Source organism: Shewanella sp. HL-SH2 (assembly GCF_051164935.1).
Taxonomy (GTDB): Bacteria; Pseudomonadota; Gammaproteobacteria; order Enterobacterales; family Shewanellaceae; genus Shewanella; species Shewanella glacialimarina.
Genome location: NZ_CP195035.1, coordinates 2286233 through 2303550, shown reverse-complemented (window position 1 = coordinate 2303550; position 17318 = coordinate 2286233). Strand labels below are relative to the sequence as shown.

The 17318-nt window shown below is 40.4% G+C and carries 15 protein-coding genes and 1 tRNA gene; 7 read left to right on the top strand and 9 right to left on the bottom strand.

All coding sequences use genetic code 11. The annotated features are described in order from the left end of the window. The first annotated feature begins 67 nt into the window (after window positions 1-67). Window positions 68-742 (top strand): response regulator, encoded by a 675-nt coding sequence (locus ACRWP9_RS10005; protein WP_226410212.1) that lies wholly within the window; start codon window positions 68-70, stop codon window positions 740-742. Then, entirely contained in the window at window positions 733-2085 is a 1353-nt protein-coding gene (locus ACRWP9_RS10000) for an ATP-binding protein (protein ID WP_226410213.1), read from the top strand. Before ACRWP9_RS10005 ends, ACRWP9_RS10000 begins: the two co-directional genes overlap by 10 nt. Window positions 2086-2107: 22 nt before the next feature. On the opposite strand, the gene ACRWP9_RS09995 is transcribed toward ACRWP9_RS10000, so the two are convergent. Continuing rightward, the gene (locus ACRWP9_RS09995; RefSeq protein ID WP_434925895.1) at window positions 2108-2821 is read right to left on the bottom strand and encodes a 2OG-Fe(II) oxygenase; all 714 of its coding nucleotides are present in this window, start codon (window positions 2819-2821) and stop codon (window positions 2108-2110) included. A 141-nt stretch (window positions 2822-2962) separates the two neighbouring features. Between ACRWP9_RS09995 and ACRWP9_RS09990 the strand changes: the two genes are divergently transcribed. Beyond that, window positions 2963-4216 carry an HD-GYP domain-containing protein gene (locus tag ACRWP9_RS09990; protein WP_434925894.1) on the top strand — a complete coding sequence of 418 codons (1254 nt, stop codon included), beginning with the start codon at window positions 2963-2965 and terminating at the stop codon, window positions 4214-4216. A gap of 76 nt (window positions 4217-4292) precedes the next feature. On the opposite strand, the gene corA is transcribed toward ACRWP9_RS09990, so the two are convergent. After that, a complete protein-coding gene (gene corA / locus ACRWP9_RS09985) occupies window positions 4293-5240 on the bottom strand; it encodes a magnesium/cobalt transporter CorA (protein WP_434925893.1) in 948 nt (315 codons plus the stop codon). Between the two features lie 270 nt (window positions 5241-5510). Then, the gene (yejK, locus tag ACRWP9_RS09980; protein ID WP_434925892.1) at window positions 5511-6539 is read right to left on the bottom strand and encodes a nucleoid-associated protein YejK; all 1029 of its coding nucleotides are present in this window, start codon (window positions 6537-6539) and stop codon (window positions 5511-5513) included. A gap of 152 nt (window positions 6540-6691) precedes the next feature. On the opposite strand from yejK, the gene ACRWP9_RS09975 reads away from it, so the two are divergent. From ACRWP9_RS09975 to ACRWP9_RS09965, 3 genes are all read left to right on the top strand, one after another. After that, entirely contained in the window at window positions 6692-6904 is a 213-nt protein-coding gene (locus tag ACRWP9_RS09975) for a YejL family protein (protein WP_226410218.1), read from the top strand. A gap of 69 nt (window positions 6905-6973) precedes the next feature. Next, complete coding sequence (locus ACRWP9_RS09970) at window positions 6974-8761, top strand: DUF3413 domain-containing protein (RefSeq protein ID WP_434925891.1); 1788 nt, start codon at window positions 6974-6976, stop codon at window positions 8759-8761. A gap of 180 nt (window positions 8762-8941) precedes the next feature. Further along, window positions 8942-9018: transfer RNA gene (locus tag ACRWP9_RS09965), tRNA-Pro, on the top strand. A gap of 214 nt (window positions 9019-9232) precedes the next feature. Here ACRWP9_RS09965 and ACRWP9_RS09960 read toward each other — a convergent pair. The 4 genes from ACRWP9_RS09960 to ACRWP9_RS09945 form a co-directional block, all read right to left on the bottom strand. After that, window positions 9233-12220 (bottom strand): TrlF family AAA-like ATPase, encoded by a 2988-nt coding sequence (locus ACRWP9_RS09960; RefSeq protein WP_434925890.1) that lies wholly within the window; start codon window positions 12218-12220, stop codon window positions 9233-9235. 347 nt (window positions 12221-12567) lie between these two features. Beyond that, a complete protein-coding gene (locus ACRWP9_RS09955) occupies window positions 12568-13023 on the bottom strand; it encodes a hypothetical protein (protein ID WP_434925889.1) in 456 nt (151 codons plus the stop codon). A 449-nt stretch (window positions 13024-13472) separates the two neighbouring features. After that, entirely contained in the window at window positions 13473-13892 is a 420-nt protein-coding gene (locus ACRWP9_RS09950) for a hypothetical protein (RefSeq protein ID WP_434925888.1), read from the bottom strand. Further along, window positions 13846-14421 carry an endonuclease domain-containing protein gene (locus tag ACRWP9_RS09945; RefSeq protein ID WP_434925887.1) on the bottom strand — a complete coding sequence of 192 codons (576 nt, stop codon included), beginning with the start codon at window positions 14419-14421 and terminating at the stop codon, window positions 13846-13848. Before ACRWP9_RS09945 ends, ACRWP9_RS09950 begins: the two co-directional genes overlap by 47 nt. 861 nt (window positions 14422-15282) lie before the next feature. Here ACRWP9_RS09945 and ACRWP9_RS09940 point away from each other — a divergent pair. After that, window positions 15283-15627, top strand: coding sequence for a hypothetical protein (locus ACRWP9_RS09940; RefSeq protein WP_434925886.1), 345 nt, complete (start codon window positions 15283-15285; stop codon window positions 15625-15627). Between the two features lie 40 nt (window positions 15628-15667). Here ACRWP9_RS09940 and msrQ read toward each other — a convergent pair whose 3' ends face one another. Further along, on the bottom strand, window positions 15668-16273 hold the full coding sequence (gene msrQ / locus ACRWP9_RS09935) for a protein-methionine-sulfoxide reductase heme-binding subunit MsrQ (RefSeq protein ID WP_434925885.1): 606 nt from the start codon (window positions 16271-16273) through the stop codon (window positions 15668-15670). Next, window positions 16273-17307: a protein-methionine-sulfoxide reductase catalytic subunit MsrP gene (gene msrP, locus ACRWP9_RS09930; RefSeq protein ID WP_434925884.1), complete on the bottom strand. Its 1035-nt coding sequence runs from the start codon at window positions 17305-17307 to the stop codon at window positions 16273-16275. Before msrP ends, msrQ begins: the two co-directional genes overlap by 1 nt. Window positions 17308-17318 lie beyond the last annotated feature (11 nt).

Sequence of the window (17318 nt, the reverse complement as noted above, 5' to 3'; positions counted from 1 at the left end):
GCACTAAGCAATAAATAGTCAGAAAGTGAAGTACTTACACATTAGCATTTAGCATCAGGAGCTAACTATGCGAATTTTAGTGATTGAAGACGACCCTATTTTATCTCATCACTTAAATGTGCAATTGAGCGAACTGGGTAATCAGATTCAAATAGCCGCGACGGCTCAAGATGGCTTTTATCAAGCGACTAATTACCCGATTGACATCGCTATTGTTGATTTAGGATTACCCGATCAGAACGGCATTAGCTTGATAAAGTCGATGAGAGACGCCAATGTTACCGCTCCTATTCTGATCCTTACAGCCAGAGTAAATTGGCAAGATAAAGTCGAAGGCCTCAATGCTGGTGCTGATGATTATTTAGTAAAACCCTTTCAAAAAGAAGAGTTAATTGCCCGGCTTGATGCATTGGTACGTCGCAGTGCAGGATTTGTAAAGTCGGTAATTAGCTGTGGCACACTGTCGGTGGATTTAGCCAGTAAACAAGTGTCTCTTAATGATTGTCATTTAGACATTACTGCGTTTGAATACCACATATTAGAATACCTGATGCGCCACAACCATGAAGTAGTTGGCAAACAGCGCTTATTAGATGTGGTTTATGCCGATAAAGAAGGCGACCCTAACACGATTGAAGTGATGGTAAGCCGTTTAAGAAAAAAGTTAGCCCACGGCGGTATCGAAGATGCCATCATGACAATACGTGGCCAAGGATATAAATTCAATTTACCATGCAACTAATGTTAAAACCGCAGAAACGTTTACTCACCAGGATGCTTATTACCTCCTTAAGCATTATTGCCTTAGTAGGGTTTGGGTTTGCCTGGCTAGTGACGTTATTGAATGCCCAAAATCGTTATACTCAGATCACCGCTGACTATATTGCAGAACTGCCAGTCATTGCCGCAGAATTTCGCGAAAATAATTTAGTCCCTATTACCGAGGCACAAGATAACGACAACATTGAAACCAGCTACATAATGGCCACCTGTAACGAGCAATATACCGGCTTATGGCGTTCTGAACTGGCTAAAGATTTATCCTTGACTAACATTTGTGAAAAATACAACCTCATCAAAGACGACTCGCAAGCCTACTTTCTTGAATTTGAAGGCTTGCACACATACCTAGTCTTTAAACTCAGCACCTTAATCGAGGGCAAGCAGTTCCATCTGTTAATACTTCAAGATGCTGAAGCCATGAAAAAAGAACTGCAAAAGTTTAATCGTCTCACGTATTTCAGGCTTGCTATTGTTCTCGGTGCAGCATTTTTCTTACTGATTAGCGCCGCTTATTGGGGTATGTTGCCACTAAAGCAACTAAAACAAGAGTTACTCAAACTTAAGCAGGGCAAACAGCAAAATCTGTCGAATGACTATCCTGTCGAGTTACAAGAAATTACCCAATCATTAAACCAACTGCTGGATCAAAATCAGCAACGCCAAACTCGCTATCAAAATGCCATGAATGACTTAGCCCACAGTTTGAAAACTCGGCTAGCAGCCAGTATCGCGCTAATTGACGATACCTCTTTAAATTCGCAGGAAAAAGAGCGGCAAATCTTAACCCAAATAGAAGACATGGATCATTTGGTTAAGTACCAGTTAAAACGCGCCATGATGGGCAGACAAGGTTTGTTAAAAGAACACTCTGATATCAAGCCGATACTTGATCAGCTTGTATTAATGTTGTCAAAATTATATCAAAGGAAAAACATTAACTTCATTGTCCACTGCCCTAATGACTTAGCCTTTCCAGTCAGTAAAGGGGATTTAATGGAGCTGTGCGGCAATTTGATTGAGAACGCCGCTAAATTCTGCATTAGTACTATCGAAATTACAGCCCAGCAGCACGACGGCTTGCTGAGGTTACAAGTCGATGACGATGGCCCAGGTGTTGAAGAGGGCTACAAACAAAAAATCTTTCAACGGGGAGTTCGCGCCGATACACAACATAACGGCCAAGGCATCGGCTTAGCCGTTTGTTTTGAGCTTGTTAGCAGTTACGCTGGTACCTTTGAAATACAAACCAGTTATTTAGAGGGCGCTTCATTTATTATCGAATTACCGGTTACTAACCAATAAACTAAGTACCTGTTGATGACCGTTATGTTTTAGCGGAACTTGGCGCAACTGCGCCATACAAGTTTTCTGCACGATTAAACATAATCCATGACGTTGCGATAAATTTATCACTACTCAAGGGAATATTACCGCGATGACTATGGGTAAAGCTTGCAGGTGCTATAACCATGGTTCCTTTTTTGGGTTTTATTTTTTGTTGTTGGTAATAAAACTCAGTTTCCCCGCCCTCTTCTACATCATTTAAATAGAACATATAAAGCACAACTCGATGTAAGGCTTCGTTGTGACCTTCCTGGGGGAATTGTTCTGAATGCCAATGGGGATAACCACCTTTCCCTTGCTGGTAGTGCTGGATATTAATCGTGCCACTACGGAATAAATACCGCACAATTGCGTTAACTTTATCAGCACCTAATTTTTCAAAATTTTCCGGTTGCAGTGCCACCGGCTGGCCATTTTCATCATTTACGGAGACTGACACAGCTCCCATCAATGCTAATGCGTACTTTTTGAAGTAATCAACACTATTGGCCAGTGTTAACTGCAGTAATTCATTGCGTAACTCGGCTAAATCAGCGTGTTGATCTAACATAAGATCACGACTAAACTTTTTACTGAGATCAACGCCATTACCAGTAACGCCTTGGATCACACTAGGATGATGTTTTACCGCATCGATCAACTTATCACATAATTCATCACTAATCGCATTGGGGTATACTTCAATAAAGTCCATAATTCACTGCTTAATTTTTAAAGTTAATGTTAATATGCTGCATGTAACTTACCTATTTGTAAAGTCTGAGTAAGTTTTATTCTATCTAACGTTTAACCATATTTATCTATGAACCTGACCTGAGTCTAATCACCCACTTTTATGAAAAAAAATGTCAAAATAGCGGTATCAGAACTTAAAGTTGGTGTTTACGTTAGCTTGCCTGTCTCGTGGAAAGATCATCCTTTTTTATTCAGTAAGTTCAAAGTTACCTCACAAACTCAAATTGAGTTGATAAAATCATTAGGCGTAAAAGATGTCTTTTACGATCCTGAAAGAAGCGATATTCAACCTGTTACAACGGATAACCCTTCAGATTTAGAAGCGGTCGATGAGGCCTCACTTGATACCATTAAACAAGATATGCTCGATTACAAATCAGAACGTATCGATAAGCAGCAAAAACTAAAGCGTAATATCAAAAAAACTGAAAAGCAATTTGAGCGTTCAGTGTCAATGATGCACTCAATGGTCGGTAAAATTGCTAGTCGTCCACTTAATGCTGTCAGTGAGGCTAAAGATCTCATCAGTAACCTTACTAATCTGTTACTGGATGAAGATAACCTTGCGTTACACTTAATGGAAAACGCTAACCCTAAGGATATTATCCACCACCATTCGTTAAATGTGTCTATGGTGTGTATGTTAATGGCGAAAGAACTTGGCTGGAGCCGAGAAGAAATTGAGTTATTGGGTATTGGCTGCTTATTTCATGACATAGGTAAATTAAAAATCCCCTCAAATATTTTGAATAAAGTGGTGCCATTATCAACACCAGAAGAAAACCTAGTCAAACAGCACCCATTAATGAGTATTAACTTTTTAAAATTAGCTGACACTTTTCCGGAAGAAGCTAAACCGATGATAACCCATCATCATGAGTATTTAGATGGCAGTGGCAGCCCGCAAGGGCTAAAAGCGGATCAGCTGGATAAGTTTGCTCAACTGATTGCGGTGGTCAATACATACGATAATTTATGCAACGGCAGTCATTTAGTCAAAGCTAAAACCCCCAGTGTCGCCTTAGGCTTATTGTATAAAAACTATAAAAATAAGTTGAATGCAGAATACGTCCAAAAGTTGATTAAAATACTTGGCATCTATCCACCAGGTAGCATTGTAGAACTGTCAAATGGTCATTTTGGCTTAGTGATGTCGGTAAATTTAAATAACATTTTATTTCCGTCAATCGTTGCATATGACCCCATAGTTCCTATAGCGCAATCGCCAATCATTGAGTTAGAAAAAGAAGGCATGAGTATTGTAAGAAGTCTTCCAGCCGCAGCTTTACCCGAAAAAATCCATAAGTATTTAAATCCAAGAGAAACCATTAGCTACGCATTTGGCCAAGGCTAATAAACGCAGTATAAAAACCACTAAATACAAAAATGGGCAGTGTTAAACTGCCCATTTTGTCAAACTTGCGCAAATGCTATAGCCAGCCTTTTTGTTTAAAAAAGAAGTACGTACCTGCTGCACTGGCAAACATTAACCCCACCGCCATCGGATAACCTAAACGCCAATCTAACTCTGGCATCAAAGCAAAGTTCATTCCATAGCTACTGGCAATCAAAGTTGGGGGTAAAAACACCACCGCCGATACCGAGAAAATTTTAATAATTTTATTCTGTTGCAGACCACTGAAACCCATAGCAGCATCAAGCAAAAATTTTAATTTATCGAAAATAAACTGGCTGTGTGGCATTAAAGATTCAATATCCGATAACATTTCACGAATGTCTTTCAGGTTCTCATCGGACAAATTCTGTCGGTAATAACGTTGCAAATAGCGCAATGAACGCTGGGTATCAAGTAAACTTAAGCGAATTTTGCCATTGGAGTCTTCTTGCAAAGTGATTTGTTTAAATACGGCATCCAGTTCTTCGTCATTAAAAACCTGCTCACTCAAATTGTCCAGTACGCTATACACGTCTTCAATCAAATCAGATAGATAATCAACTTTAAGGGTGAATAACTCTAATAATAGCCCTTCAGGGGTTTCGGTATCTAGGCGGCCTAAACGCATATAATTACGCAGTAAACGGATTAAGCCGATATCTTCTTCACGTATGGTTAATAGAAAATGCTGACGTAAATTAAATGAAACGTTGACCGCTCTGACATCAGAGCCAACCCGTTGTGGAAATAACGAGTTAATATGCAAACCATCTTGGTTTTGGAAAAATCGAGCGGATGCCTCAATTTCTTTGATATCTTCCTGGTCGGACACTTCCTCAGCAGAAAATCGACTCAACCAATCACGTTGTTCACTATCTGGTTTATATAAATCCAGCCAGAGAATATTATCCGGCAAAGAGTCTTCAATAGAAAGTTCAGTAATTGTGAGCTGATGATTTTTGTAGGCGTAAGCGGTAATCATAGAAGTCCCCCATTTACACACGGTTAACACGATTGTGTTACCCTGCAGGATGTTGGTAAAAACTGGCGCTAGTTTACTAATTTAAAAGCTAATGAAAAGTAAAAAGAACAATTAATACCCATTTATATTGCTATATGGTCTCAAAGTGGTGTTTTTAGCCTTTAATACCCTAAAAAAAGCGCCTGTGGTAGGCGCTTAATTTAAAAATGCTGCTTTTATACTCAAATTTGCCAATATGCTTAACACATCAGGCTTAAATACAATATCAGACTATTCACCCTTTAATCGACGATCTAACTGATCTTTTAAATTAGCCGGAACACCTTTTATTAAAAGGGTGTCTGATATTGGGTCATAAATAACTCTCTCACCTAAATGGCCACCATCAAAACTTAAAGTCACGCCACCACCAGTACCAGAAAACTTTTTCAAACTGCGCAAACTGGCTTTATCTGCGGGAAATTCATCATCTAGTTCATAATTGCCACCACAGGCAAAATCATAAAATGATTCCATGCCTTGATCAGCCAGTTCATCACCCAAATCTTTCACTTCAATGTCGGCACCAACATCGGCACGTTCAGCGCAGTATTCAAACACCTTGTCGCGACATTGTTGACGTTCATCTTTGGTTAATTCACTGCCAGCGACAAAGTCTTCAACCGCATGAATCAAGGTTTTGTTCTGTGCTTTTGTATTTACGCCTTCAACACAACCCATAAAATCTAAAAAGAAGTCAGCCACTTTACGGCCTGCTCTGCCGCGAATAAATGAGATATATTTCTTTGAGGCTTTATCGGCCTGCAATTCGGTTAAATCAATGCGCGCAGCTAATTGAATATTATTTAAATCTAAATGATTATTCTGTGACAGCTCCATATCATCTAACACAGTCATTGATGACTTAGCACTAAGCAGCGCAACAAACAGATAATCACTGGTCATGGCGGAATAACATGACATCAATAAAAAACCGCCCTGGGAGAAGTCATACTTGGTTAATTCTTGCTGAAGTAACTTACTGGCACTCACGGTAAAATCAACAAAGCCTGACTGACCTTCACGGTATGATTGAAGTGCATTAGCAAACGCATCATTAGCATCGCCATCTTCATTTGGCACACCAAAATAGCCAAAACCTTTACCTGCTTTACTTGAATAGGTTTGATGTAATTCTTCCAGCATAGCCTCAACAGCTTTACTATTTAATAAAGGTTGCGGACGTAATCGGCAGGCCATTTGCCCCTGACTGTCGAGTGATATTTCATGAATAATGGCTTGTTCGATATTAATCGTCATAAATGCGATAACCTTTGGTGAGACAAATATTGCTAAGAAGACTGAGCATGATATAACGATTTTAATCATGAAGGTATAGAAAACATGAGGCGAGCTTGATTGAAATCCGTTATCATATACAACAATTGAGAACTTATTTAGACAAGAAAAACATGGCCATTAAATCAAAATACAGCAACACCCAAGTAGAAGCCTTAATCAGTGAGATGTTAGCGCTATTAAACAAACATCAAGCCCCTACCGATTTAAGCTTAATGGTATTAGGCAATTGCGTCTCTCATTTATTAGAAAAGAAAGTCCCAACAGAATCACGTCAAATGGTTGCGGAGCAGTTTGCTAAGGCACTAACTCAGTCCATTAAATAATGCATTGAAAGTGAGTTAACAGACCTTGTTAGCTATCGATAATCTATCTAAGAAGGGATCCATTAAGGCATGATCGAGCGCAGAAAGCAGATGACACGAGATAAAGTCTCGCGCCTGGTAAATTGGGGGCATTGGTTTGCCTTTTTCAATGGCTTGCTCGCCATGATTATTGGTTCCCGTTATATTGGCAGTGTCGGCCAACCAGACTCCATTATAAGTTGGGGCTATCTTGCGTTAAGTACCATAGGGCATTACACATTTTTAGCCTTTATTGTGTACGTAATTTTTATCTTTCCAGTCAGTATCATCTTACCCTACTCCAAAATTCTACGAGGATATGCCGCCTTTGTCGCCTCAATGGCTTTGTATATTCTACTCTACGACACGATTATTTATGATGACTACGGTATTCATCTCAGCCCGTTTGCATTTGATTTAGCCTGGCAAGATTTAAATGCCTTACTGCATAGCACCTCTTATATCGTCACCCCCATTGTGATTATCGTTATTGAACTCACTGCGGCCAACTTTATCTGGAAGCGAATCGATAAAATTCAAAAGAAACAATGGGGCAATAAAGTAGTGCTATTTGTTGGCGCCTGTTTTATTAGTAGCCACTTAATTCATATTTGGGCTGATGCCGCCAATATTACCGACATCACCCGTTTTGATGACGCCTATCCGGTTTCATATCCAGCAACAGCCAGAACCTTTATGGAATCACACGGGGTTGATGGCAACAAAGTGACCAGTGATATTGTTCCGCAAACGTCAAACTTGCATTACCCCATTGAACCACTGCAGTGTCAGGCTGACACGCCAACCAATGTGCTAGTCATTGCTATTGATAGCTTACAAGCTGCAATGGTTGATGACGTCACTATGCCTTTTTTAAGCCAATACACCCGCGAGTCACTTAACTTTACCCAGCATTATACTGGTGGCACTCAGTTTAAAAGCAGTATGTTTACCTTAATGTATGGTTTACAAGGCAATTATAGCGACAAGCAAGATTTTGGCGTTATGTCACCCGTCATGAACCAGGAATTAATTCGCCAGGGTTATCAGCTAGGACTATTTACCGCCCGCTCACAGGCTGAATTAGCATCAACCGGCGCTATGTTTAAAGGGTTTCAACCCCATATCAGTGTCAGTGAAGATGGCAGTGCCACAACCGATATTCAAAATATTACAGCCCTTAAACAATGGCAACACAATCAAACCCAACCCTGGTTTGCAGTACTTAACCTTTCTGCACCACAAGATTACGATACACCAGTAGGCTTTTTGGGCATTGAAACCATAAAAGCGCCAACGTCATTAAAATCGGCACAAAAGGTGCTGTTTAACCAATATCGCCAATCTTTGAAGTTTATTGATAATCAGCTTAGTCAGTTGTTGCCTCAAATAGATGACAATACCATAGTGTTTATTACTGGCACCCACGGCCAGGTTTTCACCAGCAGTATTGAAGATGCAAGGCGCGATTTGTCTCCTGACAATGTTAAAGTGCCATTAATCATCCACTGGCCTAACATTAACCCCAGTGAAATTCATTATCGCACCAGCCACTACGGTATTGCGCCAACGATTTTAAGCAAAGTATTGGGCTGTACAACAGCCAGTGAGAAATACAGTTCTGGCAGAAGTTTATTAGAGCCTAACCAAGAATCTTGGGTATATATTGGTAATAGCCGTGAATTTGCGATTTATCAAAAGAATGAGATAACCGTTCTAGGCCGATATGGAAAGTACCGTATATACGATGCTAAATTTGAACGACGTCTTAACAAGAAAATGAGTGCGCCAGAGTTGATTCAAGTGATGCGTGAAGGTCGCCGATTATATCAAAACTAACTAATGGCATGTAACGTGAAGCCGGCCTTCTAATAGCGTCAAATGAGTTAACTTGAATAGAATATAATCAGTCAATAAATGCTGATTAACTAAGTGCTTGCGCCAAGCCCGTTCAATTGATAAAGTGCTTACTCACTAAGTTTACCCCACTAATTTGAAGCTTAGTAATGCAACAAAATTCGGTATGTAGCGCAGCTCGGTAGCGCACTTCGCTGGGGGTGAAGGGGTCGGAGGTTCGAATCCTCTCATACCGACCAAATTAAAAAAGCCAGCTTAATCGCTGGCTTTTTGCTTTTCTGACATAACAAGCTAAGGCGAGTTACTGTTATGAAGCTTACGTCAAAGGTAAAAATAATCGTGGGTGGCTATGCTTTTATTTCTTAACACACTGAATCACATTATGTTAACGCCTCAATCAGCCGCCAACAAACGCGGTCGGCTAGATTGATTTACATATCCTAAATTCAAAAACTATCGATCAAGTCGTACACGAAGTCGTCTTGCCCGTTCTTGAAATGCAGTCTCGCCACCTTCCAAAATATCGCGTACAGCTGTTCGAATGGTAGCATTTTCTAACCCTCCAGCACGATAAGTGATTGGTGGTAGACCGCCTGCTTGATGTGGCCCAACTTCAGCAATAATAATTTGATCCGCATCAGTGTTAATTACAAGGTTGGCATTGTGTGTAACCATAATTACTTGTCTTTTTGCTTTTGCTGCAATAAACAAGGGTACAAGCTCATCATTTACTGATTTAGGATCTAAGTTCTCTTCAGGCTGATCAATAATTAGTGGTCGATCGTCAGCTTCATCCAAAGCAAGATAAAGCAACAGTAGAACTATTCCCCGCGTTCCTGGTGATAACTTACGTATGTCAGTGTCATCATATAAAATTTCATATCTAATTGTGATGTGATCAGTGCCGTAAAGCCAAAGTGCAAAACTTTTTAACCAACCTCTATACTCACTTTGCTGTTTTTCATATGGCGCATGAGCAAGAATATCTGAAAGATAGGTTGTGACGAAATTTTTTATCGCTGCCTTAATTTCTTCTGAATTTCCATGTTCCCAAGCAGACCTAAGCATTTCTTCTGCACGAGCAATTAAAGAACCTTTTCCATTGAAAGGCCCTGTTTTTCGACGGTCTAGAAGATGCTCTTCGGCATACGCTCCCCACTGGTTGACATCAACAACACGCCGAACGTAAAAACCTAACTTGCTTAATGTTCCAGAGGAGGCGGATAGCCTTTCCATAAGTGGAGCATAAAGCTCAGAGAGTACTGATTGTTCGTTGATTATTGCCTCAAATACTCTTTGGTAAGCCTCATCGCGCTCAGTTTGCATTTGACCTTTACGAGTTGACGCGCCTTGTGCATCTAGAAGTTTTTCCTCTAATGCTTTAAGGGCGGCATTTTCTTGACCAAGCCGATTCGTAAGTGCTGAATATTGATCTCTAACTATCTTATCGGCACTAAAAAGTGCTTCAAGCCTTGTCATCTCTGTTATGATTGTTGATAAATTCAAAGTGCTAAACTCAACGTCATCAGCAATGGTTGTAGCATTCGTGTCTCCAAGAGGCACAGGCAGCCCATTTAGCTCTGCTATTTGATTATCTGTCCATTTCACATAATCCGCTAAACTATTATCTACATTACCTTTATATATAAGAAGAAATTCATCCCACTGCTGACGACTAAGCCCACTGAGACCATGTCGTTCTTGTGCTTGCCGTAGAAGTTCAGGTGCCTTAGTTGCACGCGTACTAGCCACCTCATCTTGCAATGAAATGAAAGTGCGTCGCTGGTTTGTGTAGGCTTGTATTTTTCCTCTAACAGTTTGAGCTGCTTCGCTTAGAGCGGCGTGACGCTTAACTTGTGTTTCGGATCCTTTAACAACCAACTTCGCAAGATCAGCGTTATAACCTTGTATAAGAGTTTTCTTTTGAGTTATTTGAGCTGAAAATGTAGTAGTTAAGCGATCCTTCTCAATCTCAATAGCTATTCGCTCAGATAGACCAGATATCGCTTCAGTCTCTCGGCTTCTAGACTGTTGAAACCTGCTAGTACGGTGCTCTCTAAATTCACTAAAGTTTACAGCACCGTTACGTTCATCCAGAGGGTGTGCCTCCAGTATTACTCTCTCGATTTCTTCAACAAGCCCATCAGAGACTCCGTTTGAGGAACAGAGCTCTTCAACGAATTGCTGTGATAAATATCTAGCACGAGGGAATGAAAGATGACCATTAGCATCCTTCCCGTTAAGTAAACGTGACGATTCATTTCCGCCTTCCCAATTCAAAGTAATAGATGCATCACCAATATGCGATCTTGCTCTTGCTAAAAAAGACGGGCTAGTATTTTCACTCCCATTCCATGCGTATTGAGGAATAGAGTCGCAGCCAGCAGCAATCATATCTGCAAGGGCAGTTTTGCCTGAACCACGCGCACCTATAATTGCAACTAAGCCTTTATTCAGTGATATTTCTGGAGTTTTCGCCCAACTTGCATTGTTTATAGTTGCACTAGATATAACCTGTGACGGCATTGCAGATGGTGGAGGCTCAGCGCCAACAAATGCTCTACCTTCCGGGTCTATACAGGCTTGCCGCAACGCATCAAACTCTAAAGCCCCTTTAATCCAAGAATAACGCTCTGCTACGGGCTGCCCAACGGTATCAATGTGATGAGAATCGCTACCATGGAGGCACGGCTTACAGCCGTTATAACGTTCACGTAACATCTCAACATTAACACTTCGCTGTCCAAGCCAAAACTCACGCTGTGCTGCATTACTGGTAAAAATAATATGTGAAAATGCTTCAATCTCTTGCCGTATTGTCGTATCGGCAGCCTCACGAAGCCCTGAAGTTCCATCTCCACTGGCCCCTGCTACAGCTATGAGGATATTCTTTTTTGCCCATTCACTTTGATGGTAAACTTCTTTTAGTTGGTTGAAATTAACCTTAAATTGAGTAGCTCCACACCTGAGTGCAACAAGATCATCTGTGATATTAATATCTGCTTTTTTCCCAAGCCTAATAAGCTCACTTGCCGTACAATCAAAGCGATCACCATAAGCTTGAAACTGTAATCGTGTAAGTATTCTTCGGAGCTGATCAATATGGTCTGTGTCTTCAGGGCTAACGAGGAGATGTATATTGACAAAGCCAGACTTGGCGGCCACATCTAGCCTAAGTTCAACATTAGGAAAAATCAGATGCACATCTTTTAATCTTCCAGATTTTTTTCTTCTCAATACTTCTTCATATGTGTCAGTTACATAATAATCAGTTACAGCTAAAGCTTCTAACTTAGGTGTCAGTGCTTCAAGGGCTGTTAAGTATTCCTCCCACGCGTCAGTACCTTTAAATTGATTATTAAGAACCGTGCCTGGTGCGTGTATATGAGGCTCCCAGCGCTTCCATTGTGAACCACGACTAATCATTTGATCTCCATTCATGATGCTGCACCCATTTAGTCATAAAAGGAAATACTTGATTTAATTTATGAGTAAAATATCTGCAGGTAACTTTGTTTCCGTAAAAGCTTTCACAGCTTCCGATGAAAATGTAACGAGACTGTAGAATAACTCTAACAGTCAAATTCAATTAAAAAACGAGCCCCTGAAATCAATCCTAAGCGTTTTTAAGACAATAGGTAATTCATTTGGAACCATAAAACAGGCTGTTTTTCTTTAAAATTAGTAATTCTACAGCCTCAACGCTAAGCTAAGCGGAAAAATACAGTTGGCTACAATGTGCGAGGCGCGAGCCAACTGTAATTTTTCCGTTTGAGCGCCGATTATATTTACTTCGCACTGATCTCTTTGAGAATAGCACGTGCAGCATTTTTTCCGTTTAAGGCAAAACCAACTTCATGGCCACTTTTATCTTTAAGAATTAACAGGTTGGAATCTGGCCACACATCCCGAACCACCATATCATCTGAAACCGTATTAAGTTCTTTAGCTGGTAGTTTATATCTGAGATTATATTCATAACCTCTGACGTCCCATTCAGCCATATAGGCACCATTGTCCGTAATAAAAAACACACCCCATTGCTGTAGCTCTTTATTTTCATACATAGTTGTCCACTCCTTAAAGTGAACTTTTTCTGAGCCATCCTTTACCATATCTAAAACCACAGGTTCAAAAGCAGGTGTATTCATTGGACCCATCATAGTTTGCATTGGTCCAGGAGAAGCACAACCACCTAGAGTTAAAAGACTTGCGATTAGTAGAATAGATTTTTTGTTTAACACCCTAAATATCCTTTTAGTAAAACTAGTACTCACCTTGTAAAGTGAATTGAAGTTTGGAGTAAATATAACGTTTTAGTATTTGTTCGTTGCGCTGTTTGCAAGGCACAAACCGCTTGTTGGACTTGGCCGATGCCGAGTCCAGGTTAATGGCTACACATCATGCTATAGGAATTTGCTTTTTTTGATGCTGGCTCTAGGCTGCAAAGCAATGTTGAATTGATTATGAGGCTTGATTTGTATGTGTTCAATTGCAATTCCTTTATCATAGTGGTGTTCCATCACATTTTTTAAATCTAGCGCATTCAATGAGGTTAATATACTCGATTGAATCAGCATTTGGCTCCGCGCAGCAGCTTAGTTGAACGCCGTTTTAAGCGGCGAGAAATATGTGAAACGAAGTGGAACCGAGCTAGCTGTTACGGGTCCGACTTGAAAACCCTTGTTAGGCTTTACATTTCATATAAGCTCAATCCCATAGAGGCACCAATAATATACCAAACTCTTTGCCATAGAACATGGACGAGATCACTTCCAACATATGACGTAGATTCATTGCCATGGCGCAGTAGTTTACCATTCGCTAAATATTTAGATTTATGAGAACCAAGCTGTCTATCACTCAGCTCCGCCGGTAGGATCGAACGAAGCGGTGAAACGTAAACAGGATCATCAGCTACCAAAATAAACTCATCAAACAAATGTGCAAAACTTTCCATATGCTCACCCAACTCAAGCGTATACCACTCTTTTGAGATTGTATTTATTCGAATTTCGCCTTTTTCATACTCTTTAATAGAGCCATCCAAATGACTTATTTCATGTTCATCTTCTGGGATGAAAGACAAATGCAGTAATAAATGATTTCTCATGCAGCCATTCGATAGCATGAGGAATAAGATCATCAATGCCTACAGGACTTAATTCTCTATCGGGATGCAATCCTTTGAAAAAAGACAATGCTTTGCTTGTTTCACGATAAATAAATGGATAATCAATATAGATGACGCGATATTTAGCGGGAGCTCTTTGCATTCGTTCTTGATATATCTCCCGAACTTCTGCAACACATGATTTAGGGTTTCTGTTTATTTCACGCCCCGTAAATCTTATTACTGTGTATCCAGCTCGAGAAAGGTAGCGTTGTCTTATCGCATCTTTTTCTAGTTGTTCCTTTGACGAATGGTAATCATGTCCATCTAGTTCTATAATTAAGCGGGCATCTTTTAAGATGAAATCTACACGAAACCTGTCATGTTTTTCCTGATCTCCAAACCAATGTTCACTTTCTATAGCATCTGCTAAGTCACCAAGCTCTTTACTAAACTCCTTCTCAATATAAGATTGCCCTCTATCTTTGTACCAACTAGGCGGGGACTTTGGTTGACCTGGATACTTCATTACTACCTCGATTGCTGTGTGAAGCCTAACGTTTTAGTATTTGTGCGTTGCGCTGTTTGCATGGTACAAACCGCTTGTTGGATTTGGCCTATGCCGAGTCCAGATTAATGGGTACGCTTTATGCTACAGGAATTTGCTTTTTTTGATGCAAGCTCTGGGCTGCAGAGCTGTTTTGAATTGATTATGAGGTTTGATTTGTATGTGTTCAATTGCAATTCCCTTGTCATTATGGTGTTCCATCACATTTTTTTAAATCTAGCTGATTCAATGAGGTTAATACACTCGATTGAGTCAACATTTGGCTCCGCGCAGCGGCTTAGTTCAACGGCGTATTAGCGTGAATCCGATAAACATTCACAGAGCGCCAATCAAAATACAGCGTCCATATAACTTTGATTACCAATAATTTCAGCAACTTATCAGATTTCACATTTCTAATCAATTACTCTTTAGTCTAGCCGAAAGCGGAAATCTAAATAACCGCCTAATATTGCCCCATTTGTTGCTAAGTCTTTAAAACACAAGCCGCTAAATTTTTCATATGCAGTGAAGCACTGCACTTTCCCCCGCAGTGCATCGAGCCAGAAGGACTCTTTAATTTAAGCCACTGCAAACCGATTTACATCGCGCTCAACACCAGTTTATTTAATGCTATAACGCAATACATGCCTTTAATAAGGGTTAAATAATCTTGTCTGATACAACGGCTATGGTTTGTCATCTGGATCTGTTTGCCAGTTAATCTTCGCGCGATATTTTGTCGTCGCTATGGTGGCGTGAATCCATTAAATGTGAACAAGCAAACATAATACTGCTTTAATCGGGCGTAGAATGAGGCAAAATTGATGTTGGAGGTTATTTATGTGGTGGAGAGTGTTGATTATTTCAATCGCTTATTGGTTAATTGGCGCGCATTTTCTTCGGTTTAACCATATTGAACTGGCCATTATTGCTGCAACTTTACCCTGTTTAATGCTTGTAAAACATGCCGTTGTCTCACGACTGTTACAGTTAGGTTTAGTGCTGGGCTGTATTTTTGTTTGGGGAGTATCAACGGTTGATTTTGTGCAAATGCGTATAACGATGGATGCTCCCTGGCTTAGACTGGCTAGCATTATGGCTGGTGTGATGGCTTTTACGTTATTCGCCGCCTATTGCTGTAATGGCTTAACCAGAAAAAACAAAGGATTACACTTATATTATTAATCACCCCACATAAAATGCGAGGCGATGTATTTCACAAAAGTTACTGCTGCGACGGCAAGTATTTCGCTAGCTTTTGCTTGCGTAAGTAAACTAACGCCAAACAAATCACAATATAAATACTGGGTTCAATAATTTCAGATTTAACCGACCAGTAAAAATGCACTGGTGCTAGTAAAGCGACTAGATAAACCCAGTTATGCAGTTGTTGCCAGCGCTTGCCCATTTTCTTCCTAACCGCCATAAACGAGGTCACGCTCAGTAGTAGCAAAATACTATAGGCTAACGCGCCAACCAAAATGTAAGGTCGTTTGATCACTTCTTCGAGTAAAAAGCCCCAGGCGAACAATAAATCTAAGCTGATAAATGCGCTGATATGTAATGTTGCATAGGCAAATACATATAAGCCAATTAAGCGCCGAGTTTGTAATAACAGCCCTTGTTTGAGGTATTTTGCCAAAGGTGAAACCACCAAGGCTGCCAGCAGACTATTTAAAGCCCCCATGCCGGTATAATGAATAATGTATTGCACAGGGTCGCCGCCAGCATTGTCACTTAATACCAAATTTACCAAGTACAACATCGGCAATATGAAGGCGATATGTAAACCGCCTTTTAACCACCACAAACCCCGTGGAGTGATCCGCATTAATAATATTTCCTTAAATCGAGGTTTTTATATAAATCGGCAACAGTGTCAGCATAACCATTAAACATTTGCGTAGGAATGCGTTTAGCTGAAAATAAGCCACCCTCACCTATGCTTCGCTCCGATGCCTGTGACCATCTTGGGTGATCAACTTGTGGGTTAACATTGGCATAAAAACCATACTCATTAGACGCGAGCTGATTCCAACTGGTGGGTGGTTGCTTGTCCATAACCCGAATTTTCACAATCGATTTAATGCTTTTAAAGCCGTATTTCCACGGTACAACTAAACGAACAGGCGCACCATTTTGCGGTGGCAGCGTTTTGCCATATAAACCGACCGCTAGAAATGCCAATGGGTTCATTGCTTCAGCCATAGTTAGCCCTTCAACATAAGGGTAATGAATACCCCCGCCCATTAAGCGACTTTTCTGCCCGGGCATTTGATCTGGGTCAAACAAGGTTTCAAATGCAACATGGGTTGCGGATGATTTCACACCAGCTTCTTTTAATAAACTGGCTAGTGAAAAACCGACCCAGGGCACCACCATAGACCATGCTTCAACACAGCGTAATCGATAGGTTCGCTCTTCTAATGCAAAGCGTTTAGTTAAATCGTCTAAATCTAAGGTTATTGGCTTGTCTACTAACCCTTCAATTTGCAGTGACCAGGGGTTTACCTTAAATTGTTGTGCGTTTTCAAAAGGGTCTTGTTTACTGGTGCCAAACTCATAAAAATTATTATGGCGGGTGATTTTATCTTCTGGAGTTAATGTGTCTGGTATAACAAATGCTTTAGGTTGGGCAAATTGCAATGGTGAGGTGGTAAATGGAGGCGTTGATTTACTGCTGCCAAAATCAAATAAACCGGCTTGTACATATCCTGGAATACTGGCACCTAAAGCACCCAGTCCTAAGGCTTTAACAATATTGCGTCTGTCTTTAAAAACCGACTCAGGGGTAACTTGATTATCCGGTAAATCCCATGCCGATTGGCGTTTAATTCCCCTGGTAAAGCGTGTTTTATTCACCATGTTATTCCCTC

Coding starts and splice junctions, on each gene's coding strand:
- ACRWP9_RS09950 (WP_434925888.1), bottom strand. CDS start 13,892: ATGAGAAATCATTTATTACTGCATTTGTCTTTCATCCCAGAAGATGAA.
- ACRWP9_RS09990 (WP_434925894.1), top strand. CDS start 2,963: ATGAAAAAAAATGTCAAAATAGCGGTATCAGAACTTAAAGTTGGTGTT.
- ACRWP9_RS10000 (WP_226410213.1), top strand. CDS start 733: ATGCAACTAATGTTAAAACCGCAGAAACGTTTACTCACCAGGATGCTT.
- yejK (WP_434925892.1), bottom strand. CDS start 6,539: ATGACGATTAATATCGAACAAGCCATTATTCATGAAATATCACTCGAC.
- ACRWP9_RS09945 (WP_434925887.1), bottom strand. CDS start 14,421: ATGAAGTATCCAGGTCAACCAAAGTCCCCGCCTAGTTGGTACAAAGAT.
- ACRWP9_RS09975 (WP_226410218.1), top strand. CDS start 6,692: ATGGCCATTAAATCAAAATACAGCAACACCCAAGTAGAAGCCTTAATC.
- msrP (WP_434925884.1), bottom strand. CDS start 17,307: ATGGTGAATAAAACACGCTTTACCAGGGGAATTAAACGCCAATCGGCA.
- ACRWP9_RS09960 (WP_434925890.1), bottom strand. CDS start 12,220: ATGAATGGAGATCAAATGATTAGTCGTGGTTCACAATGGAAGCGCTGG.
- ACRWP9_RS09995 (WP_434925895.1), bottom strand. CDS start 2,821: ATGGACTTTATTGAAGTATACCCCAATGCGATTAGTGATGAATTATGT.
- corA (WP_434925893.1), bottom strand. CDS start 5,240: ATGATTACCGCTTACGCCTACAAAAATCATCAGCTCACAATTACTGAA.
- ACRWP9_RS09940 (WP_434925886.1), top strand. CDS start 15,283: ATGTGGTGGAGAGTGTTGATTATTTCAATCGCTTATTGGTTAATTGGC.
- msrQ (WP_434925885.1), bottom strand. CDS start 16,273: ATGCGGATCACTCCACGGGGTTTGTGGTGGTTAAAAGGCGGTTTACAT.
- ACRWP9_RS10005 (WP_226410212.1), top strand. CDS start 68: ATGCGAATTTTAGTGATTGAAGACGACCCTATTTTATCTCATCACTTA.
- ACRWP9_RS09970 (WP_434925891.1), top strand. CDS start 6,974: ATGATCGAGCGCAGAAAGCAGATGACACGAGATAAAGTCTCGCGCCTG.